We start from the raw sequence: 18,298 nt of genomic DNA, 5'->3' as shown, positions 1-18,298 counted from the left end.
CTACCTCACAACTTCCAATTTTGCTGCAAAATACTTGGTCAATTGATTCTCAATAATTTCTTGCTGACTAGCAGTCAGGGCTGAAATGCTTGCGCCATCAGTTGATAGAAGATTTGAGTTATCATGGAAGACTGTATCGTAATTATTATTATTCTCTTTTGGCATAAAGAGACTGACTCCAAGGAAGTAGTTTTCTTCTGAAATATCCAAGTAGTCCAGCACTGTCGGCACCATGTCTAGTGAGTTACGGCCCTGAACATCGATTTCCTGAGGAGTGATTCCTTTATAGTAGATAAAGAATGGCACCTGATCCACATCTCCATTTTCACGGGTATAACTTGGAAAGGCTTCTGAATAATCATTATCCGTATAGGTTGAGTGGTCAGTTGTAAAGACAATAACAGTATTATCAGATAGAGAGCTGTTATTGAATTTCTTCATAAATTCGTTGAACTGATAGTCAAAATTGTAGAACTTATTGAGAAAGGCACTCTTTCCATCGCCATACTTCTCATCTGTCGAATCAAGCGACATGTGGGTACCAAAAGTGTACATGGTTGTGAAGAAAGGCTGACCTGTACTTTCCTGCTGACTAGCAACCTCAAAGAGTTTGTCAAAGGCCTCTTTATCCGAAAGCGTATTTTCAGAACCAGATGTTTTAGAAGTATCAGAAATCACTTCATTGTAACCCAGATTTTCTAGATAAGAAGTGAACTGGGTGTTTTCAGGCTCTGTATTGACAAAGGATGTTTGGTAACCTTGAGAGGCAAGAATGCTCTGCATTGAAACCAAATTGTTCTTGTCATAGTTGTCCAACTGGTATCCAGAAAAGAGTTGACCGATCAAGCCACGGTAGGTAGCAAAGGTATGATTGTAATAATTTTTAAAGCTCAGCGATTGCTCCTGAAATTTGGCAACGTTGGGCATAATATTCTGCTCGTCATCAATGACATTCTGTGATAGCCCTTCGACAAAAATCACAATCACATTTGGATTTTGAGTTAGGTTAGCAGGTTTATCAATGGCACTCTGGATTCCAGCCTGGTAAAAAGTTTCTGCAACATTGTCCTGATCAGCAATCTTTTGTAACATTTGTCGATTTTCAGCGTATTGTTGAAAAATATCGAAAACGCCAAAGGCTGCAGAGTAGCCATTCCCGGCAAAGAGAGTGAAAATCAAATCCAAAATGACTACAACAGAAAGCATTTTAGCATGTTCAAAAGGATACTCCAATTCCATGATTGGAAGGAAGGTCATAACCAGCATGACTAAAATCCCAATAATATAGAGAGGCAACTTGCCACTCAGAGCACCTAGTGAATCAACATTGGTCAACATGACCAAAGTCACAAAGGAACCACCATAATAAAGAACAAAGAATTGAATATTAAATACTAGCAAGGCTAGACAGTTGAAGGCGTAAGCCCACTTTTCGTGCCTAGTGTAGATAATATTGGTTATGATAAGAATACTTGCAAGTTCAAAGATTCCTACTAAAAAGTAGGCAAACTGCCCCATTGAGATGGCTGCCATGATGACAAGAATAAATGGAAAGATAAACTTAAGTGCCATCATGATTTCAGATGAATAATCTTTAGTGTAATCTTTGACCAAATCCCAATAATAGGCCCACTTGCTATGTTTTAATCGACGTTTCATGACTTAACTTTTTCCAAAGAACGCTTAACAATATATTTGACAGCTCGTGCAGGGCCAATCACGATATATTTAAGCGCACCTTTTATTCCTCCTAAATGATTGAAATCAACAAAGGTGTGCGGAGCTGTATCACCACGTTCATTGAGCAATTTGTTATCGATAAATGGTGTCAGGGCAACTGGATTTTGTGAAATACGAAAATCATAGTGACCATTCCAAGCGATATAAATCAATAATCGCTCGATAGCATGCAGAACAGAATTTTGTGGTAATGGCTCAGCTGGCACTTCTTCTTCTGAGAGGTTGAGGTCAAAGAGAGGTTTTAGAGCATCATACTTGAACCAGACATAGGTTCCGTATGACATGACAAAGGTATGAAGACTGTTAAAGTCGATTGACTTGGTCATTCCCATTTTTTGCCAAAGGTCATTCATGGCTGGCGCGATTTGATTTTCGTTCCAGGCATCAACGATTTTATTAAATCTAAAGAAGGTTGGGATATCAGCGATGACAAGACCTAGATCAGACTGGTCTTCCATAGACGCGAGAATAGCATCCGCCGGCTTAACCAACATATCAATCAACTCTTTACGCCATGATTCACCAGCCCAGAAATCTGCTTCTTTTGATTTTTTAGTGTGGAAGTGACCAACATAATCATAAGCTTCTAGATATTCTTTGAGTTTAAGCATTGGAAGGACGTCACGTCCAACATTACCTGTCACAAAGACACGCGCAGACTGATTGTTCTCAATCAAAATTGCTTCAATATCCGCTTCTTTCTCACTATTATCTGTTGTAATAAAAAGATCATAGTCAAAGTGAAAGGCTTTAAAGGCATCTAGAAATTCTTGCAATAAGTCAACGTAGAAAACGTGAAGATGCACTGCAATTTTTCCAGAAACAGTTACCAAAGCTTTAGATTTATCCAAATACTTGCGAGCCAAGAGATACTTAAAGTCAGGATAGTTGATGTCTGACATGTGGCTCACAATCAAGTCAACTGGGTAAGATGAAATCTCAGTAATATGATTGAGGATGTAAGGCGTAATGTGCTGGTTGGCATCAATAGTCTTTACCTTGATAAATGGAACTCGGTGCTCCAAAATCGCTGTCGGATGGTAGTAAGAAAAGTCGGCATGAAGCAGATGACTGGCATCTTCTTTGGTTGTGTCAAAGACCGCCTTATAGTGATATCCAGCATCCAAAAGGGTTGTTGTTACCTGTGTTTCATAATGGTCAATAACATCTTGAACATTATCAAAATCAACAACATTTTGCCAAAAATTGCTGAAGGCCGAACTCTTGATAGCAGGAGACTTGAAAACCATGTAATAAGACTGCAAGTGTTCACGGAAACCTTGTGTGTGACGTGATTTAGCTGTCTCACGGTTATTTGTCATCCCCCAGAAGTCTGTTGACTCATCAGCCTCATACTTATGATAAAGCGGTGCCATGTCCCAAAGTGGACCAAAACAAGTATCATTCATGACAGTCACAGAATCGTAAGTTTTAATCTGATCAAAACCGACATGATTCATTCCATCTCGCCAAGCAGCAAAGTCAAACCCTTTATTTTCACGTTGAATAAAATCATCAATCAAGCCTTTGTCAAAAAGGAGATTTTGATCATCTTGTGATAATTGGCTGTTTGAAATAAAGACTAGCTTGGTAAAAAGCGGACGCATTTCTTCTAGTTGGTAGAGGACATGCTGACTGAGTCGATTATATTTGTTAAAGTGTACGTACAAAAGCAAACGCTTCATCATTTTCTCCTAAAGAAATTAATCAATTTGGTTGGAATTGTCCAGCGACGAGAATGGGTTACGGAATTATAGACACGAGTGACCTCTTCGAGATCAATTCGTTGTCTTTCCACTTTTTCTGTCAGATTGTCATACTGGGCTTTGTATTGATGGAGTGCTTGGTGCAACCTTTCTTTTTCATGTTTCACATCAAGCAATTCTTGTGCCAAAATTTTGGCAACATAGTTATCTGAATAGATATCATTGATTTCAAACAAACTGTAACGCAAGGCCATCTCACGTCCATATAAGTCTGTTTGAATGTCAAAAATCATCTGAGGATCTGGGTTTGGAAAAACATAACTGTTTCCCAGCACTATAGCATTGGTAAATTTAGGGAGTACTTCTGTCTGATAAGTAAGTGATACCAAACGAACTTCCTTGTAAAAGCTTGGACTTTCTGATAAATCCACTCGAATACAGCGACAATTCTCAGGCAAAATGAACTTGATGTCATCTTCATTAGCAAGAGGGTACTGCAGAATGTCTTCCTGACGAAAGCCCTGACCACAATCCAGATAGATGGTTACCTTCTCCATTCCAAGTTTAGCTAGACCTGCCTGATGTCTTGTCAATTCAAGCTCATAACTATTATTTCGCTCTAGCAAGATTCTCAGCATCTCACGATAATTGCTATCAGGATACTTATCAAGATAGGCTTCTTGAGTAGAGAGCAGTTTGTTAAAACGCTCTTCTATCTTTTCAAAATCTTTTGGTCTAGAATCAGAACCTTGGTTGATACGGTAGGCAACCGTTGAAATTGGAAGGTAGGTTAGTTTGGTTTTTTGGAACAAATCCAATTGCATATCAAAGGTATCATCAGCCGTATTTAAATCGATTTGATGATTGATTTCTTGCATCAGTTTTGTCTCAATCAACCAAGTAGAGGGTGCTAAAAAACCTCTTGTTGCAAGCATGGTTTCAAAGTCATGCACATAAGGCATTTGGTGACTTTCAAAAATAGAAGTTCCTATAATCTGTCCACTTTCATCGACAAAGTCAATATCGGTTGTTACCCATTTTGAATCCATTTGCTTGCGCAATGCATCCAGCTGCAACTGCAATTTTTGTGGATTTGTCCAGGCATCGTCACCATCACAACGTGCCAGATAGGGAGCTTCCACCAAATCACAAATTTTCAACCAAGTACGAGCAATTCCCATATTTTCTTCGTTCTTAAAAAGACGAATCTTATCTGGAAAACCTTCCGCATACTCCTCCAAAATCTGAGCTGACTGATCTGTTGAACAATCGTCAATCAAAAGGATATCATAGTGAAAATCTGTTTCTTGCTTTAAGAAACTGTCAATCGTTTCACGCAACCAGGGCGCTTTGTTGTAGACGGTACAAACAATGGAAACAAGAGGTTTGGACATAGCTGCCTCCTTTTATTCTTCTGTGATGACCCAGCTTCCGTTTCTACGAATTAGACCAGCTGCAGAATCCACTGCTGAGAAGTCATCTCGAGCGATATCAGAACGTGTAACCATGATAATTGGTGCATTTTCTGAGTTTGCAAAAGCCAACATCTCACGTGATTTTCCTAGGATCGTCACTTGTAATTTCAACTTGATATTGTTAACACTTTCCAGACTGCATGAGTATTTCAATACTTTGTGACCTTTAGTCTTAGTTGGGTAGTCATAGGCATTGTCATTGTAGATCCAGATATTACGGTCAATATCTGTCATAGAAAAGACTGGATGTGCTTCAATATCTTCAAGCACATCATAAGAGATTTCAAACTCTACTAAATCATCTTGTGTTACCTGAGTTGGTGACAAGAGTTTAACTTGAAGGTTATCAACCAAGACTGTTGGTTCTTCGACAACTTCTTCTACATCAGAGTCTGATTTTTCTTCCTTAACTGTTTCTTTTGGTTTTACCTGAACAGTTGTATTATCCAAACTGTATTGGTTGGCAACATCTTCAGGATCTCCATAAGCCTTAACGAGACCATTTTCAATCAAAACGGCACGGTTACAGTATTTCTTAACTGCTCCCATATCGTGGGTAACGAGGATCGTTGTTTTTCCAGATTCCTTGCGTTCCATGAAGTAATCATTACACTTACGTTGGAAGGCTTCATCACCAACGGCCAAGACTTCGTCCAAAATCAAAACGTCACCTTGTGCCTTGATGGCAACTGAGAAGGCAAGACGAACTTGCATCCCACTAGAATAGTTCTTGAGTTTTTGGTTCATGAAGTCTTCTAGCTCTGCAAATTCTACAATGTCATCGTACATGGCATCGATTTCTTCAGTTGTGAAACCAAGCATAGCACCATTCATGTAGACATTCTCACGACCAGTCAGCTCAGGGTTAAAACCAACTCCGAGCTCGATGAAGGAAACCAATTTCCCATCGATAGTCACTGATCCTTTTTCAGGAACATAGATCTGAGAAATAATTTTAAGAAGTGTTGACTTCCCTGAACCATTACGTCCAACGATACCGAAAAAGTCACCCTTGTTAACTTCGAAGGAAATATCTTTAAGAACGTGCTGTTCTTTATAACCTTTGATTCCTTTAAAACGATTGACCATAGCTGTGCGCAAGCTGTGTGTCGCTTCTGTCGGAAGTCGGAAAAACTTGCTGACATGGTCAACTTTTACTGCAATATTATTTTCTGTCATTAGATAATCTCCGCGAATCTCTTAGCACTGCGATTGAAAATAGCAAGACCAATAGCAAAAATGACAAATGGCAAGATGTATGGAATAGCGATATACCAAATATGATTTGACATTTTCCAAATTGGTGTATTAGCTGGGTCAATCAAAATATAACGTAGGTCTTGGATGATTTGAGCCAAGGGATTAAGCATTATCACTTTGGCTGCAAGAAGACTTTGATTAGATACGAAACTGATTGGGTAGATAATCGGAGTGGCATACATACCAGCCTGCATGAAGACTTCCCAAATCTGATTCATATCACGGAATTTAACGAAGAGTGTCGCAAGGATAAGCGCAATTCCGAATGCCAAGACAAAGAGTTCTAAAAAGAGCGGAATGGCAAAGATTGCACGCCATGATGTCACAGCACCATTGATGACTGAGAACAAGAGCACAACAATCAGGTTGATACCAAAGTTGATCATTGCTCCGCAGATTGCTGATAAAACGATGATATGCTTTGAAAAGCTCAGTTTTCGCAAGAGGTCACCACGGGTAACAATAGAAACCATCCCCATTGATGTTGCTTCTGAGAAGAATGACCAAACGACGTTGGCAAGCAAAAGGGCAACGGCAAAGTGAGGAACATCCCCACCCAAACGCAAGAAGCGAATGAAAACCAGATACATGATGGCAAACATCATCATTGGTTTGAGGATTGACCAAAGATAGCCAATCACGCTACCTTGGTAACGCAGTTTAAAATCGGTTTTAATCAATTCTTTTAACAAAATACGATTCTTTTTGCTAAATAAATCCATCTTATTTTCTCCTATAACCAAATTTGGTAATAATTAGGGTCTTGAAAACCAGCGTATGGAAGGCACGGTTTTTTCGGAGACCATATTTGTTTAAAATTGCTAGACGCTTGTTTAGAGGCTGATCCATGATGCTTACAAATGCCTCAACCAACTGACGATTCTCCTCAGTCAGATCGAGATCCAACAGAAAAGTTGCCTGCTTTTGACTGGCACCGATCAGCCACCAGTACTTGGCAACAAGTTTGTGAGGAATCAGCCAGTTTTTCATGCGTTTTGACCAGGTTCTAGCTCCCAGCACATTTGACTCATGCTGACGATAGAGCTCAGTCGGCTGGTCAATGTAGACCAATTTCCCCATAGCTGAAGCAATCAAGGCTAGGTACCAGTCGTGCATGAGGAGGTCTTCATAAGAAGTCCATAGTTCTGCCAAGGCATGATTGATGAGAGCTGTACCACCAGTCACCGTATTTTCTGTGATTTCCTCGGCCAAGCGTGTATTGGCATGATGAGACTGGCTTCTTACCATGCTGTCATTCATGACTTCCAAATCTTGATTAACCACCTTTAAATCTGTATAGACTAAGAGAGGCTTGTCTTGTGATTCTTTTTGGGCTCTTTCTAGAGTCAGCGCCAGCTTATTCTCCAACCAAATATCATCCTGATCAGAGAAAAAGTAGAAATCAGCTTTTTCATACTTCAAAAGCGTGTAGAAATTCTTGATAACACCGTAATTTTCCCTATTATCCGCATTAATAAAGTGGATTCGGTCATCTTCTGCTACAAAGGAGGCGATGATTTCAGGCGTGCGGTCACTTGAACCGTCGTCACGAATCAAGAGCGTCCAGTCGGTAAAGCTCTGTGCTTGGATACTCTTAATCTGATCTGCCAGAAACTGCTCACCATTGTAGGTTGACATGAGGATATTAACTTTCATTTAAAAATAGCTCCTCGTATTCTGCAACAATTTTCTGCCAAGTGTAGTTGTCTGCCATATGTTTACGGGCAGCCTGACCTAGCTGAGTGAAGTCACTTTCTTGGTCCTTTTGGTCAATAAGCTGCGCTAGAGAGCCAGTTTCTTTTGACCAATAAAGAGCTGTTTCCTTAGCAACCTGACGGTTGAAGTCAACTCCTAGAACAAGGTTCAAATCTGTCTGGGCTAGTGCTTCAAGCAGACCTGGATTGGTTCCTCCAACCTCGTGACCATGAATGTAAGCAAAAGCTTGCTTACGAATATAGGCTAGAAGGTCTCGGTCGTAGACCGTCCCAACAAATTTGACACGTGGATCTTGGTCAAACTGGGTCGCTTCTTTGAGTTTGTCAAAGTAGGCATTACCCTCATGATTACAGATAATGAGCAGGTCTCTTTCTGTCTTAGAGGCCATAAACTCTCGGATGGCTGTTTCATAATTGTTTTCAGGAACAAAACGCCCCACAATGAGATAGTATTCTTTCTCACTGCTCTGCCATTTTCCAAAAAAATCTCTGACCTTGCTATCGCTAGCTGTGAGCCCTGATGGCGTCAGGTCTGTTCCGTAAGCAATAAAGCTAGTCTTAGACCAGGGATAGGACTTCTTGATGTAATTTTCGATGCCGACATTATCTGAGATAATCAGATCAGCATGTTTGGTCATGACTTTTTCCGCATACTTGAGATAAGCTTGAACTGGTCGTGACCACTTGCTACGCTTCCACTCAAGACCGTCAGGATTGACAAAAAGGCGACCGCCGCTCTTGTGAATTTTTCGAGCATAAGGTGCAATAAAGGCACCGATTGTATTTCCTAAAATATAAAAAATTGGGTTAGTAATTTTTTCTGTTTTGATATAAGCCAAGGCAAGGTCAAGAGCCTGCATATCATAGGCGATAACACGCGCTGGTCCCAAGGCATAAGCCTTTACCTTAAAGCAATCCACACCTTTAAAGTCAAAGTGTGTACCGTGCTCCTCATCACTGAGGCAGGCAACATGGTATTTGATTTGGTCTGATTGTTGGTGAGACACCAACTCCTCAACGAAAGTCTCAAATCCGCCATACTTGGCAGGAAGACCACGACTTCCGATAATAAATACATGGCGCAAGGTTTTACCTCATTCTAATACATGGTATTCTATTTAATTCTGTATCTGGTCGAAAATTCCTTCTTCTAAAGATACAATCATTGTCTATTATAACATATTTCTACTTATAATGGGAAAAAGAAAAAGCTTGTCGTCATAGAAAGACAGGCTTCTAGGAACAACAAGCTTTTTATCTTATTTTAAAATGTGATAGCCCGCTTTATCGAGAAGATTGAGGGCAGACTCGAACTGGTCAGACTTAACCAAAACATAGTCCGTATTAAAGGTCGACAGAGCAATAATTGAGATCTTTTCTTCTGCCAAAAGCCCTGCAATTTTTGCTAAAATCCCAATCAATGAGAAATCTAAGACACCTTGAATACGAAAGGCAGACCAGTCATCCTCACGTTCAATAGTATTTGTCGGTACCAGCTCAGTCGGTAAAATCAGAGAATTTTCCTCATCTGTTTTTGACAGAAAAACGAAATCTGCTACCAAGTCCACTTGGCTGTAATCTTCAACTTTGCAAACTGAGAATTGTAGTTCAAGAGCTTTAATTTGCATCATTTTTCTCTACTCTTACTTGTCTATTTTTCTACTTCTCATCTTCATCCATTGAAAGGACGCTGAGGAAGGCTTCCTGTGGTACTTCAACAGAACCGATGGCTTTCATACGTTTCTTACCAGCTTTTTGTTTCTCAAGAAGTTTACGTTTACGAGAGACGTCACCACCATAACATTTAGCCAAAACGTTCTTACGAAGAGCCTTGATATCTGTACGAGCCACAATTTTTTGACCGATAGCCGCTTGGATTGGCACTTCAAACTGCTGACGTGGAATGATTTTCTTGAGCTTATCAACGATAAGTTTTCCACGTTCATAGGCAAACTCTTTGTGGACAATAAAGCTGAGCGCATCAACCTTGTCACCGTTGAGGAGAATATCCATTTTGACAAGGTTTGAACGACGGTATTCAGAGATTTCATAGTCAAATGAGGCATAGCCACGCGTAGATGATTTGAGCTTATCAAAGAAATCGAAAACAATCTCTGCCAACGGAATTTGGTAGATGACATTAACACGGTTGTCATCGATATATTCCATGGTTACGAAGTCGCCACGTTTACGCTGGGCTAATTCCATAACAGCACCAACGTATTCTTGTGGCACCATGATTTGAGCCTTAACATAAGGTTCTTCGATACTGTCAATACGTGTTGGGTCAGGGAATTCAGATGGGTTTGACACTTCAATCATTTCACCGTCAGTCGTATTGACATTGTAAACTACGGAAGGTGCTGTCATGATAAGGTCGATGTTGAACTCACGTTCCAAACGCTCTTGGATAACATCCATGTGTAAGAGACCCAAGAAACCACAACGGAAACCAAATCCCAAGGCCTGAGAAGTTTCTGGTTCAAATTGAAGACTGGCATCATTCAGTTGCAATTTTTCAAGAGCTTCACGTAAATCGTTGTATTTGTTTGATTCAATTGGGTAAAGACCGGCAAAGACCATTGGGTTCATTTGCTTGTAGCCGTGAAGCGGTTCATCTGCTGGATTATCAGCCAGAGTCACCGTATCACCGACGCGTGTATCAGCTACAGTCTTGATTGAAGCTGCAATATAGCCAACGTCACCAGTCGCTAGGTAGTCACGACCGACTGCCTTAGGTGTGAAGATACCGACTTCTGTGACATCAAAAGTTTTACCATTTGACATCATTTGAATCTTGTCGCCTGGTTTGACCATACCGTTAACCACACGAACTTGCAGGATAACACCACGGTAAGCGTCGTAAACAGAGTCGAAGATAAGAGCTTGAAGCGGAGCTTCCAAGTCACCAGCTGGCGCAGGCACTTTCTCAACGATTTGCTCCAAGATTTCTTCAATACCGATACCAGCCTTAGCAGATGCCAAAACAGCGTCAGAAGCATCCAAACCAATCACGTCTTCAACCTCTTGACGAACACGTTCTGGATCCGCAGCTGGAAGGTCAATCTTATTGATAACTGGCATGATTTCAAGGTCGTTATCAAGCGCAAGATAGACATTGGCAAGTGTTTGAGCTTCAATACCCTGCGCAGCATCTACAACAAGAATAGCACCCTCACAAGCCGCCAAGGAACGCGAAACCTCATAAGTAAAGTCAACGTGTCCTGGTGTGTCAATCAAGTGGAAAATATAAGTTTCTCCGTCTTTAGCTGTGTAATTAAGTTCAATCGCATTCAGCTTAATGGTAATTCCACGCTCACGCTCCAGATCCATTGAGTCCAAGAGCTGCGCCTGCATTTCACGACTTGAAACGGTCTCTGTTTTCTCCAAAATACGGTCTGCCAAGGTTGATTTCCCGTGGTCGATGTGGGCGATAATCGAGAAGTTACGAATCTTCTCCTGTCGTTTTTTCAGTTCATTTAAATCAATTGCCATATCGTTCTAAATAGTCCTTCTAATATACAAAATCCTATAAACACAAAGTCAAAGAGACGAGCTCATCTGACCCTATGCTCAGGGCTTGTTCTAAAAATAGTCTTTACTTTTTATTATAGCAAAATTCCCCTAGATAAGGAACTCTTTTGCAAAGTGAATCATTCCCGTTGTTTGAGTTTTTGTTTTTTCGATATTCTCCTTAAGTGGTGGGGTCGTAAGCAAACCTTCAGTTTCATTACTAAAGGAAAAGCCTAGGGTCTTTTCCTCTCCCCCGAGCGACTTTGTCGCTCTTAGCACCACGGCGGAGACTATCGAAGGCGGTGTACTTCGTACGCATAAAGTTTCGCTTCAAAAATTAACCTCCAATCCTATATGATGAAATCCCTAATTTCTCGTGGCGATTTAATTTTTTGAGATTCAGCAAAGCCTTATCAGGATTGGGTTAAAAAACAACGGGAATAATTCAAAGTAAAAAGAATACCTAATCGCAAGACTAGACCTGCAACTAGATATTCTTACTTAGTCTTCTGGAAACCAGATAGCTATTTCACGTGCTGCTGATTCGAGAGAATCTGAACCGTGGGCAATATTAGGAATAAAATTCCCTGTTGGTGCAGTCGCAAAGTCACCACGAATCGTACCTGGCGCAGCTTCTGCAGGGTTGGTTGCACCCATCATATCACGCCATGATTTCACAACAGATGGTCCTGACATAATTCCCATAACAACTGGACCAGACATCATAAAGTCTGCAATCGCTGGAAAGAAAGGACGGTCTACAAGATCCTCATAGTGCTTTTCTAAACTAGCACGGTCAATCTGACGCATGTCCAAACGTTCCAACACAAAACCACGACGTTCGATACGCTTCAAGACCTCTCCTACCAAGCCACGTTCAACGCCATCAGGCTTAATCATAAAAAATGTTTTTTCCATTACAATCCACTTCCATTTTTAGTCAGAGTCCATTGTAACACGAAATTATTTTTCAGTAAATTTTCAGATACTTTTCCGAAAACAAATTCTAAATAGCAAGCAGGACACCTGCTAACTCCACTTTCAAAGAGAGAAGATTATCACTGTCTTTTGCGCCACTGCCATTTCCCAAGTCCATAAAGTCCAAAAAAGAGCAACTCATAGATGACAAAGAAAATCAAGAAGCAATGCAGGAAATAATCCTCGGGCAGGATATAGATAACAGGGTCAGTGTAAGGGTTGAAGAGCCATGAGCTATTGCCGGGGAAAAGAACCTGGTGAAAGAGTGTGAAAAAGGCATCAAAACCAATCAAGGCCGCCATAACAGCAATCACAAGTGGCAAGACTGCCGCTAATAGAAAGGCTTTCTGATGGAGCCAAAGCCCTTTTTTCTGGAAAAGCTGACGTAGACAGACCAGGCTAGGATAAAGAAGAACTAGAAAGACAAGCTGACAAAAAACAAAAAGGTGTTTGACATCAACAAAATGTCCCAAACCGCTGTCAGAAGTCGGAAAATCAGCCATCTTCAATTCAGATACCCAAGGAATCGTCAAAAACTGCATGAGCTGGTTGAAATTATAGGAGATGGTCTTTGATGACAAGTAAACCACTTTTTCTAAACCCAACCAAGAAATTTCCAAAGGATAGATTAACCAAGCTAGGTAGATAGTTGCCAAAACTGAAAAGGACAAGAGCCACAAGAGGAGGGCTGGAAGTCTTAGTTTAGTCATGAGCATCAAAATCCCAGTCAGCAAGACTGGCTAAAACATGATCAGGCTGAATCGGTAGCCCAGCTACTTCTTCTGGCTTGGTAAAGCCAGTAGTCACCAGCAGGGTTGGAAAATCATTCTTAATCCCTGCAGTGATGTCAGTCAGATAGTTATCGCCAACCATGACTGTTTCTGAACGTTTGGTCCCAAGCACATCCAAGGCCTTATTCATGATAACCGCTTCAGGTTTTCCGATAATAACTGGCTTGACACGAGTCGCTGCTTCAATAAGAGCAATAAGAGCCCCCGCTCCTGGCAGCATGCCACGTTCAGTTGGAATATTGAGGTCGGGATTGGTTCCGATAAAGACCGCTCCCTTTTGAATCGCCAGCGTTGCAATTGCCAACTTTTCATAAGTGAGTTCAGTATCCAAGCCAACCACAACATAGGCAGGTGCCTCATCATCATGAGCAAATCCTGCTGCCTCAATAGCTGTCTTCAAGCCTGTTTCGCCGATAACATAGGCAGTCATTCCCTTGTTGAGGTCTTTCATATAATCTACCGTCGCTAAAGTTGCCGTGTAGATAGTCTCAATACCTGTTTGGATATTAAACTGCTGAGCCAACATATTCTGCACCATCTCAGGTGTACGAGTGGTATTATTGGTCACAAAAAGATAAGGAATCTGACGCTCCTGCAGTTGATGAACAAATGCCTCACCTGCTGGGATACGCTCCTTGCCCTTATAAATTGTTCCGTCTAAGTCGATTAAATAACCCTTATACATGATTTTCTCTTTCCTTCCATGTGATAATAGCTTGCGCATTCACGCCCGTTTCCGAAGTGATATCGTGATGACTGACCAGTCCATCTCTTTCCACACGAGACTGGATATCACCACCGTAGTGAATTTCCTTGACATATTTGAGGTTGACCGATTGAGGACAATGCTGGCGCAGAAAATCGATATCTAAGACATCATACATCCACTCCAGATACTTGCCATTATTGACATGCCCATTCATATCAAGGTCAAAGTAGCGAACATGATAGAGGGTTTCTTCTGCCTCTTTCAGGTCTTGATATTTATGACCTCGAATAAGTTTTTTGATCTTTTCAACCTGATAAGGTGCAACCAATTCATCTGGTACCTGAGCAACCTTACGACTATCAAAATCAATCAAAACAAAATGACAGAAAATGGTCATGATTTGCTCACCAGCTTGGTCAAAAATTCTAAAATAGCGGTAGCAAAATAATTTATTGTAAGAAATCGCCTCAGTCTCAATGGTCACTGTCTCTGCATAACGAGGCATACGTTTAATGTCAATATTATACTCAGTAATGACCCATACCAAATGGTATTTTTCAAAAATCGCCTCATCAGAAACACCGAGCTCTAATGACTGCTCACCTGACACCTGCAAAGCAACCGACAAGAGATGCGGTAACTTGACCTCGTGATTGACATCCGTTTCGTAAAAGGGAATCTGATAATCTCGTCTAAAAATATGTCCCATAACACCCTACTTTCTAATTAATAATAAATTGCTCTGCAACATTGTCTCCCAAGAAAAGCCCCTTCTTGGTCATGCGAATACGGGCACCGTCAATCTTCAAAAGACCGTCTGCTACAAGACCAGCCACAATCTGACCATAACGCTCCTCGAATGACAAGCCGAACTTCTTCTCAAATTTTGACATGGAAACACCTGATTTCTTGCGAAGACCAAGGAAGAACTCCTCCTCCATCATCTCCTCTTTAGTCAGATGCTCCTCAGTCAGTCTAGCATTGCCCTCATCAACAGCCTTGAGATAGTGTTGAATAGGAACTCGATTGCGGTAACGCACCCCATCAAGATAGCCAGAGGCACCTGCGCCAACTCCGTAGTATTCATCATTTTCCCAATACATAAGGTTATGACGACTTTCCATACCGGGCTTGGTAAAGTTGGAAATCTCATAGTGTTCAAAACCATTCTTTTCAAGCTCAGCAATGATGTAGTCAAACATCTCCGCTTCCAAATCCTCGGTCGGAAGATTAAGCTTCCCACGACGCATTTTATTCATAAAAACAGTGTGATGTTCCAAAATCAAACTATAAAGACTGAGATGGGGAATATCTAAAGCCAAAGCCTTGGCAACATTTTCCTTGACCTGCTCCATGGTCTGACCGGGCAGGGCATAGATGAGGTCGATGGAAATATTATCAAAACCTGCCGCTTTTAGAGCATCAATCGTTTCATAAATCTGAGCTTCATTATGACTACGACCGATCTGTTTGAGGTGCTTGTCATTGAAAGTCTGCACTCCCAAAGACACACGATTGACCGCTGATTTTTCCAGCACAGCGATTTTATCCGCCGTCAAATCCCCAGGATTTGCCTCAATGGTGAACTCTTCAAGCAAGTCTAGGTTGAGATTTTTCGTTAGGTTGGTCAGAAGATAATCCAACTGCTGCGCCGTAATTGATGTCGGCGTCCCACCACCAATATAGAGAGTCTTCAAGTCTCTAATATCATAGGACTCAAACTCACGAATAAGAGCCTGCAGATAAGCATCAACAGGCTGATTTTTGATAAAGACCTTTGAAAAGTCGCAATAATAACAAATCTGTGTGCAAAATGGAATATGCACATAAGCTGACGTCGGTTTTTTTAACATGTTACCATTATACACCTTTTTCATAACCATTCCTAGAATTTTAAAATCTCCACAAAACCAAAAAGAGTGGAATTTCCACTCTTAAGAATATAGACGAACCTAATTTTCAACAGAACAGGATACAAAGCTCTGCTCCCTTAAATATATTTTTCTATTTTCGCAAGCCCCTCAAGATACTTCCGCCGTGATGAAAGTGTAAGAAATGACTATATGAAACATTTCTTACACTCGGAATATTTGAGACACTAGGCTCAAATATTAGTCATGAAATTCTGTAGGAATTCGCTGACGTCCGCCATCACTTAAGGAAAGTATCGAAAAAAGACTTTGTCTTTAAAGAAAAAGAGTGGAAATTCCACTCTTTTATCTTATTCTACTTGTGAGCTTGTTTGTGCAGCTGCATCTGAGATGTATTGTTTGTAAGTTCCGTTGTCTTTTAGATCTTTGATAACTTCATTTACAACGTCTGCAAGTTCATCGCTGCCTGTTTTTGGCATTGCAACTGCTTTGGCATCACCGTCACTTACGGTAAGAGCAACTGATGCTAGTGCCAAGTCAGAGTTTTGTGACAAGTAACCTTCTGCAACTGGTTTTTCAAGGTCAACAGCATCAACAGTACCTGATTTCAATTCATTGATTGCTTCACCCGTTGTTGTCAAGGAAACAATATTTGAATCAGATAATTGGTCTTTAGACAAGGTTTCTTCGATAGTACCTTTCAAAACGGCAACTTTTTTACCGCTAAAGTTGTCAAGTGATGTGTAGTTTGAAACTTGATCTGCACGAACAAGAATAGCATTTTCAGTTTCATAGTATGAATCTGAGAAAGTGAAAGCTTTCTTACGTTCTTCTGTCACAGACAAACCAGAGATTGCCAAGTCGGCTTTTCCTGATTTGACACTTGAAAGTACATTGTTAAAGCTCATTGTTGAAACTTCAAGTTCAACACCGATTTTATCAGCAATAGCTTGCGCAAGTTGGATATCAGCACCAACAACCGTATCTTTACCATCTACCAAAGCCTTAAATTCAAACGGTGCATAGTCAGGGCTAACTGCTACTACTAATTTACCAGCTTTTTTAATAGATTCTAATTCATTTGTTGATGAAGATGATGACGAGCAGGCTACAAGCGTCACGATTGAGAGAGCTGCAAGAGCTCCCAAAAGCATTTTTTTCAATTTCATAGTCAAATACTCCTTAAAGTTTTCTTATAACACTTTGTCTATTATACAGAATAGAGGAGTTTTAGTCAATGATTTCAGTATAAAAATACAAACTATTTTGTATGTAAAACTTTTGAAAGTTTCTCCAACGCCTCTGACAAAATCTTCTGACTTCCACAGTAGCCTAGGCGCACATGACCTTCGATTCCAAAGCGACTTCCCGGCACCAAAAGGACGCCTTCTTCGTTTAGTAGTCGAATACAAAATTCTTCTATCGGTTGTTCTACATCTAGTTTGACAAAACTAGTAGATACTTTTTCTGGTAGAATCGCTGACGCTTTAGGTTCTTGCGCCAGCCATTTTTCCAAAATCGAAAAATTAGTCTCTACAATCTGGCGGTTACGCTCCAAAATAAGTTCCTTATGCTGCAAAGCGTAGGTCGCCAACAGATCATCAAAAACACCGGTACAAATCAAGGTGTAGTCACGGTAATCACGAAGCAGATCAATCACATCAAGATTGGCAGCCACCCAGCCAACACGAATTCCTGGCAAAGAGAGTGACTTGGAAAGGCTGTTAATCGAAATTCCCTTGCTGTAAATATCTACAATAGCAGGGACATCAAGCCCCTCTTGAAATGACGGATAGACCTCATCAGATAAGATATAGGCTCCAACCTGATCTGCTATGGTCACCAACTCCTCCAGAAAAGCTCTATCCATAAGCGCTCCAAAGGGATTGTTGGCATTATTGATGCAAATCATCTTGGTGTTAGGGCGGATAAGCTTGCGCAGACCCTCCAAGTCGGGAAGCCAATTCAATTCTTCTTTAACTTCCCAAAAATCAACTTCTGCTCCTAATGATTTTGGAATATCATAGAGTTGCTGATAGGTCGGATAAAGCGAGATAACATGATCACCTGGCTCAATAAGGGCATAAAGGGCAAGTAAATTAGCACCTGTTGCACCATTGGTAGCAAGAATTTGCTGGGGTTTGGTATTTGAATACCACTTAGACACTTCTTCCTTAAATTGCGGCGAACCTTCTATCCAACCATAGTCTAACTTGGTCTGGCTGACCTGCTCTAAAAAGTCTACTTGACTATCTCCAGTCAATTCAAAAAGCTCTGCTAAAGTTAAAGCAGATATTGATACTCCTGCAATATCGTGAGTGGCAGATTTTTCATAAGTATTCAACCATTCTTCAACACCAAAACGTGGTAATTTCATATCGTGACTCCTTTGCTCCTAGATTACTCAAAAATGTCAGAATTGTCAATTTATTTTTAAAAATACAAAAACATACTAAGATTAGTAGTGAGGAAATCTCCGACGGGAGAGAGTATTCACTACTTTTTCTTTGTGTTAAAGTAGAGGTGTCTTGTTAAGTCGT

16 protein-coding genes are annotated in these 18,298 nt (G+C 40.7%); all 16 read right to left on the bottom strand.

Annotated features, from left to right (window positions below; genetic code table 11):
• Window positions 1-1,659 (bottom strand): LTA synthase family protein, encoded by a 1,659-nt coding sequence (locus JOC28_RS03580; RefSeq protein WP_239548867.1) that lies wholly within the window; start codon window positions 1,657-1,659, stop codon window positions 1-3.
• Entirely contained in the window at window positions 1,656-3,425 is a 1,770-nt protein-coding gene (locus tag JOC28_RS03575) for a rhamnan synthesis F family protein (protein ID WP_205009312.1), read from the bottom strand. Before JOC28_RS03575 ends, JOC28_RS03580 begins: the two co-directional genes overlap by 4 nt.
• Entirely contained in the window at window positions 3,425-4,840 is a 1,416-nt protein-coding gene (locus JOC28_RS03570) for a glycosyltransferase (RefSeq protein WP_205009275.1), read from the bottom strand. Before JOC28_RS03570 ends, JOC28_RS03575 begins: the two co-directional genes overlap by 1 nt.
• 12 nt (window positions 4,841-4,852) lie before the next feature.
• Window positions 4,853-6,100 carry an ABC transporter ATP-binding protein gene (locus JOC28_RS03565; protein WP_205009274.1) on the bottom strand — a complete coding sequence of 416 codons (1,248 nt, stop codon included), beginning with the start codon at window positions 6,098-6,100 and terminating at the stop codon, window positions 4,853-4,855.
• Entirely contained in the window at window positions 6,100-6,903 is an 804-nt protein-coding gene (locus JOC28_RS03560) for an ABC transporter permease (protein ID WP_205009273.1), read from the bottom strand. Before JOC28_RS03560 ends, JOC28_RS03565 begins: the two co-directional genes overlap by 1 nt.
• Window position 6,904: 1 nt before the next feature.
• Window positions 6,905-7,837, bottom strand: coding sequence for a glycosyltransferase family 2 protein (locus JOC28_RS03555; protein WP_205009272.1), 933 nt, complete (start codon window positions 7,835-7,837; stop codon window positions 6,905-6,907).
• On the bottom strand, window positions 7,827-8,981 hold the full coding sequence (gene cps2T / locus JOC28_RS03550) for a beta 1-4 rhamnosyltransferase Cps2T (RefSeq protein ID WP_205009271.1): 1,155 nt from the start codon (window positions 8,979-8,981) through the stop codon (window positions 7,827-7,829). Before cps2T ends, JOC28_RS03555 begins: the two co-directional genes overlap by 11 nt.
• A gap of 174 nt (window positions 8,982-9,155) precedes the next feature.
• Window positions 9,156-9,524: an ACT domain-containing protein gene (locus tag JOC28_RS03545; RefSeq protein WP_205009311.1), complete on the bottom strand. Its 369-nt coding sequence runs from the start codon at window positions 9,522-9,524 to the stop codon at window positions 9,156-9,158.
• A gap of 31 nt (window positions 9,525-9,555) precedes the next feature.
• A complete protein-coding gene (lepA, locus tag JOC28_RS03540) occupies window positions 9,556-11,391 on the bottom strand; it encodes a translation elongation factor 4 (protein ID WP_239548865.1) in 1,836 nt (611 codons plus the stop codon).
• A gap of 519 nt (window positions 11,392-11,910) precedes the next feature.
• Window positions 11,911-12,327 carry a nucleoside-diphosphate kinase gene (gene ndk / locus JOC28_RS03535; RefSeq protein ID WP_205009270.1) on the bottom strand — a complete coding sequence of 139 codons (417 nt, stop codon included), beginning with the start codon at window positions 12,325-12,327 and terminating at the stop codon, window positions 11,911-11,913.
• Window positions 12,328-12,467: 140 nt separating this feature from the next.
• Window positions 12,468-13,097, bottom strand: coding sequence for a TIGR01906 family membrane protein (locus JOC28_RS03530; RefSeq protein WP_239548857.1), 630 nt, complete (start codon window positions 13,095-13,097; stop codon window positions 12,468-12,470).
• Window positions 13,090-13,866: a TIGR01457 family HAD-type hydrolase gene (locus JOC28_RS03525; protein WP_205009309.1), complete on the bottom strand. Its 777-nt coding sequence runs from the start codon at window positions 13,864-13,866 to the stop codon at window positions 13,090-13,092. The genes JOC28_RS03530 and JOC28_RS03525 overlap by 8 nt, the downstream gene beginning before the upstream one ends.
• The gene (locus JOC28_RS03520; protein ID WP_205009268.1) at window positions 13,856-14,596 is read right to left on the bottom strand and encodes an acyl-ACP thioesterase domain-containing protein; all 741 of its coding nucleotides are present in this window, start codon (window positions 14,594-14,596) and stop codon (window positions 13,856-13,858) included. Before JOC28_RS03520 ends, JOC28_RS03525 begins: the two co-directional genes overlap by 11 nt.
• 13 nt (window positions 14,597-14,609) lie before the next feature.
• Window positions 14,610-15,740, bottom strand: coding sequence for a radical SAM family heme chaperone HemW (hemW, locus tag JOC28_RS03515; RefSeq protein WP_205009308.1), 1,131 nt, complete (start codon window positions 15,738-15,740; stop codon window positions 14,610-14,612).
• Window positions 15,741-16,108: 368 nt separating this feature from the next.
• The gene (locus tag JOC28_RS03510) at window positions 16,109-16,927 is read right to left on the bottom strand and encodes a transporter substrate-binding domain-containing protein (protein ID WP_205009267.1); all 819 of its coding nucleotides are present in this window, start codon (window positions 16,925-16,927) and stop codon (window positions 16,109-16,111) included.
• Window positions 16,928-17,019: 92 nt separating this feature from the next.
• The gene (locus JOC28_RS03505) at window positions 17,020-18,135 is read right to left on the bottom strand and encodes an aminotransferase (protein WP_205009266.1); all 1,116 of its coding nucleotides are present in this window, start codon (window positions 18,133-18,135) and stop codon (window positions 17,020-17,022) included.
• Between the last annotated feature and the right edge of the window lie 163 nt (window positions 18,136-18,298).

This window comes from Streptococcus loxodontisalivarius, assembly GCF_016908645.1.
Classification (GTDB): domain Bacteria; phylum Bacillota; class Bacilli; order Lactobacillales; family Streptococcaceae; genus Streptococcus; species Streptococcus loxodontisalivarius.
Note: the sequence above shows the minus strand (reverse complement) of the source record. Positions and strands in the feature narration are given on the sequence as shown.

Bases quoted from the DNA above. Each gene is read 5' to 3' on its own strand.
- JOC28_RS03580 (WP_239548867.1), bottom strand. From the start codon at position 1,659: ATGAAACGTCGATTAAAACATAGCAAGTGGGCCTATTATTGGGATTTG.
- JOC28_RS03575 (WP_205009312.1), bottom strand. From the start codon at position 3,425: ATGAAGCGTTTGCTTTTGTACGTACACTTTAACAAATATAATCGACTC.
- JOC28_RS03570 (WP_205009275.1), bottom strand. From the start codon at position 4,840: ATGTCCAAACCTCTTGTTTCCATTGTTTGTACCGTCTACAACAAAGCG.
- JOC28_RS03565 (WP_205009274.1), bottom strand. From the start codon at position 6,100: ATGACAGAAAATAATATTGCAGTAAAAGTTGACCATGTCAGCAAGTTT.
- JOC28_RS03560 (WP_205009273.1), bottom strand. From the start codon at position 6,903: ATGGATTTATTTAGCAAAAAGAATCGTATTTTGTTAAAAGAATTGATT.
- JOC28_RS03555 (WP_205009272.1), bottom strand. From the start codon at position 7,837: ATGAAAGTTAATATCCTCATGTCAACCTACAATGGTGAGCAGTTTCTG.
- JOC28_RS03545 (WP_205009311.1), bottom strand. From the start codon at position 9,524: ATGCAAATTAAAGCTCTTGAACTACAATTCTCAGTTTGCAAAGTTGAA.
- lepA (WP_239548865.1), bottom strand. From the start codon at position 11,391: ATGGCAATTGATTTAAATGAACTGAAAAAACGACAGGAGAAGATTCGT.
- ndk (WP_205009270.1), bottom strand. From the start codon at position 12,327: ATGGAAAAAACATTTTTTATGATTAAGCCTGATGGCGTTGAACGTGGC.
- JOC28_RS03530 (WP_239548857.1), bottom strand. From the start codon at position 13,097: ATGACTAAACTAAGACTTCCAGCCCTCCTCTTGTGGCTCTTGTCCTTT.
- JOC28_RS03520 (WP_205009268.1), bottom strand. From the start codon at position 14,596: ATGGGACATATTTTTAGACGAGATTATCAGATTCCCTTTTACGAAACG.
- hemW (WP_205009308.1), bottom strand. From the start codon at position 15,740: ATGTTAAAAAAACCGACGTCAGCTTATGTGCATATTCCATTTTGCACA.
- JOC28_RS03510 (WP_205009267.1), bottom strand. From the start codon at position 16,927: ATGAAATTGAAAAAAATGCTTTTGGGAGCTCTTGCAGCTCTCTCAATC.
- JOC28_RS03505 (WP_205009266.1), bottom strand. From the start codon at position 18,135: ATGAAATTACCACGTTTTGGTGTTGAAGAATGGTTGAATACTTATGAA.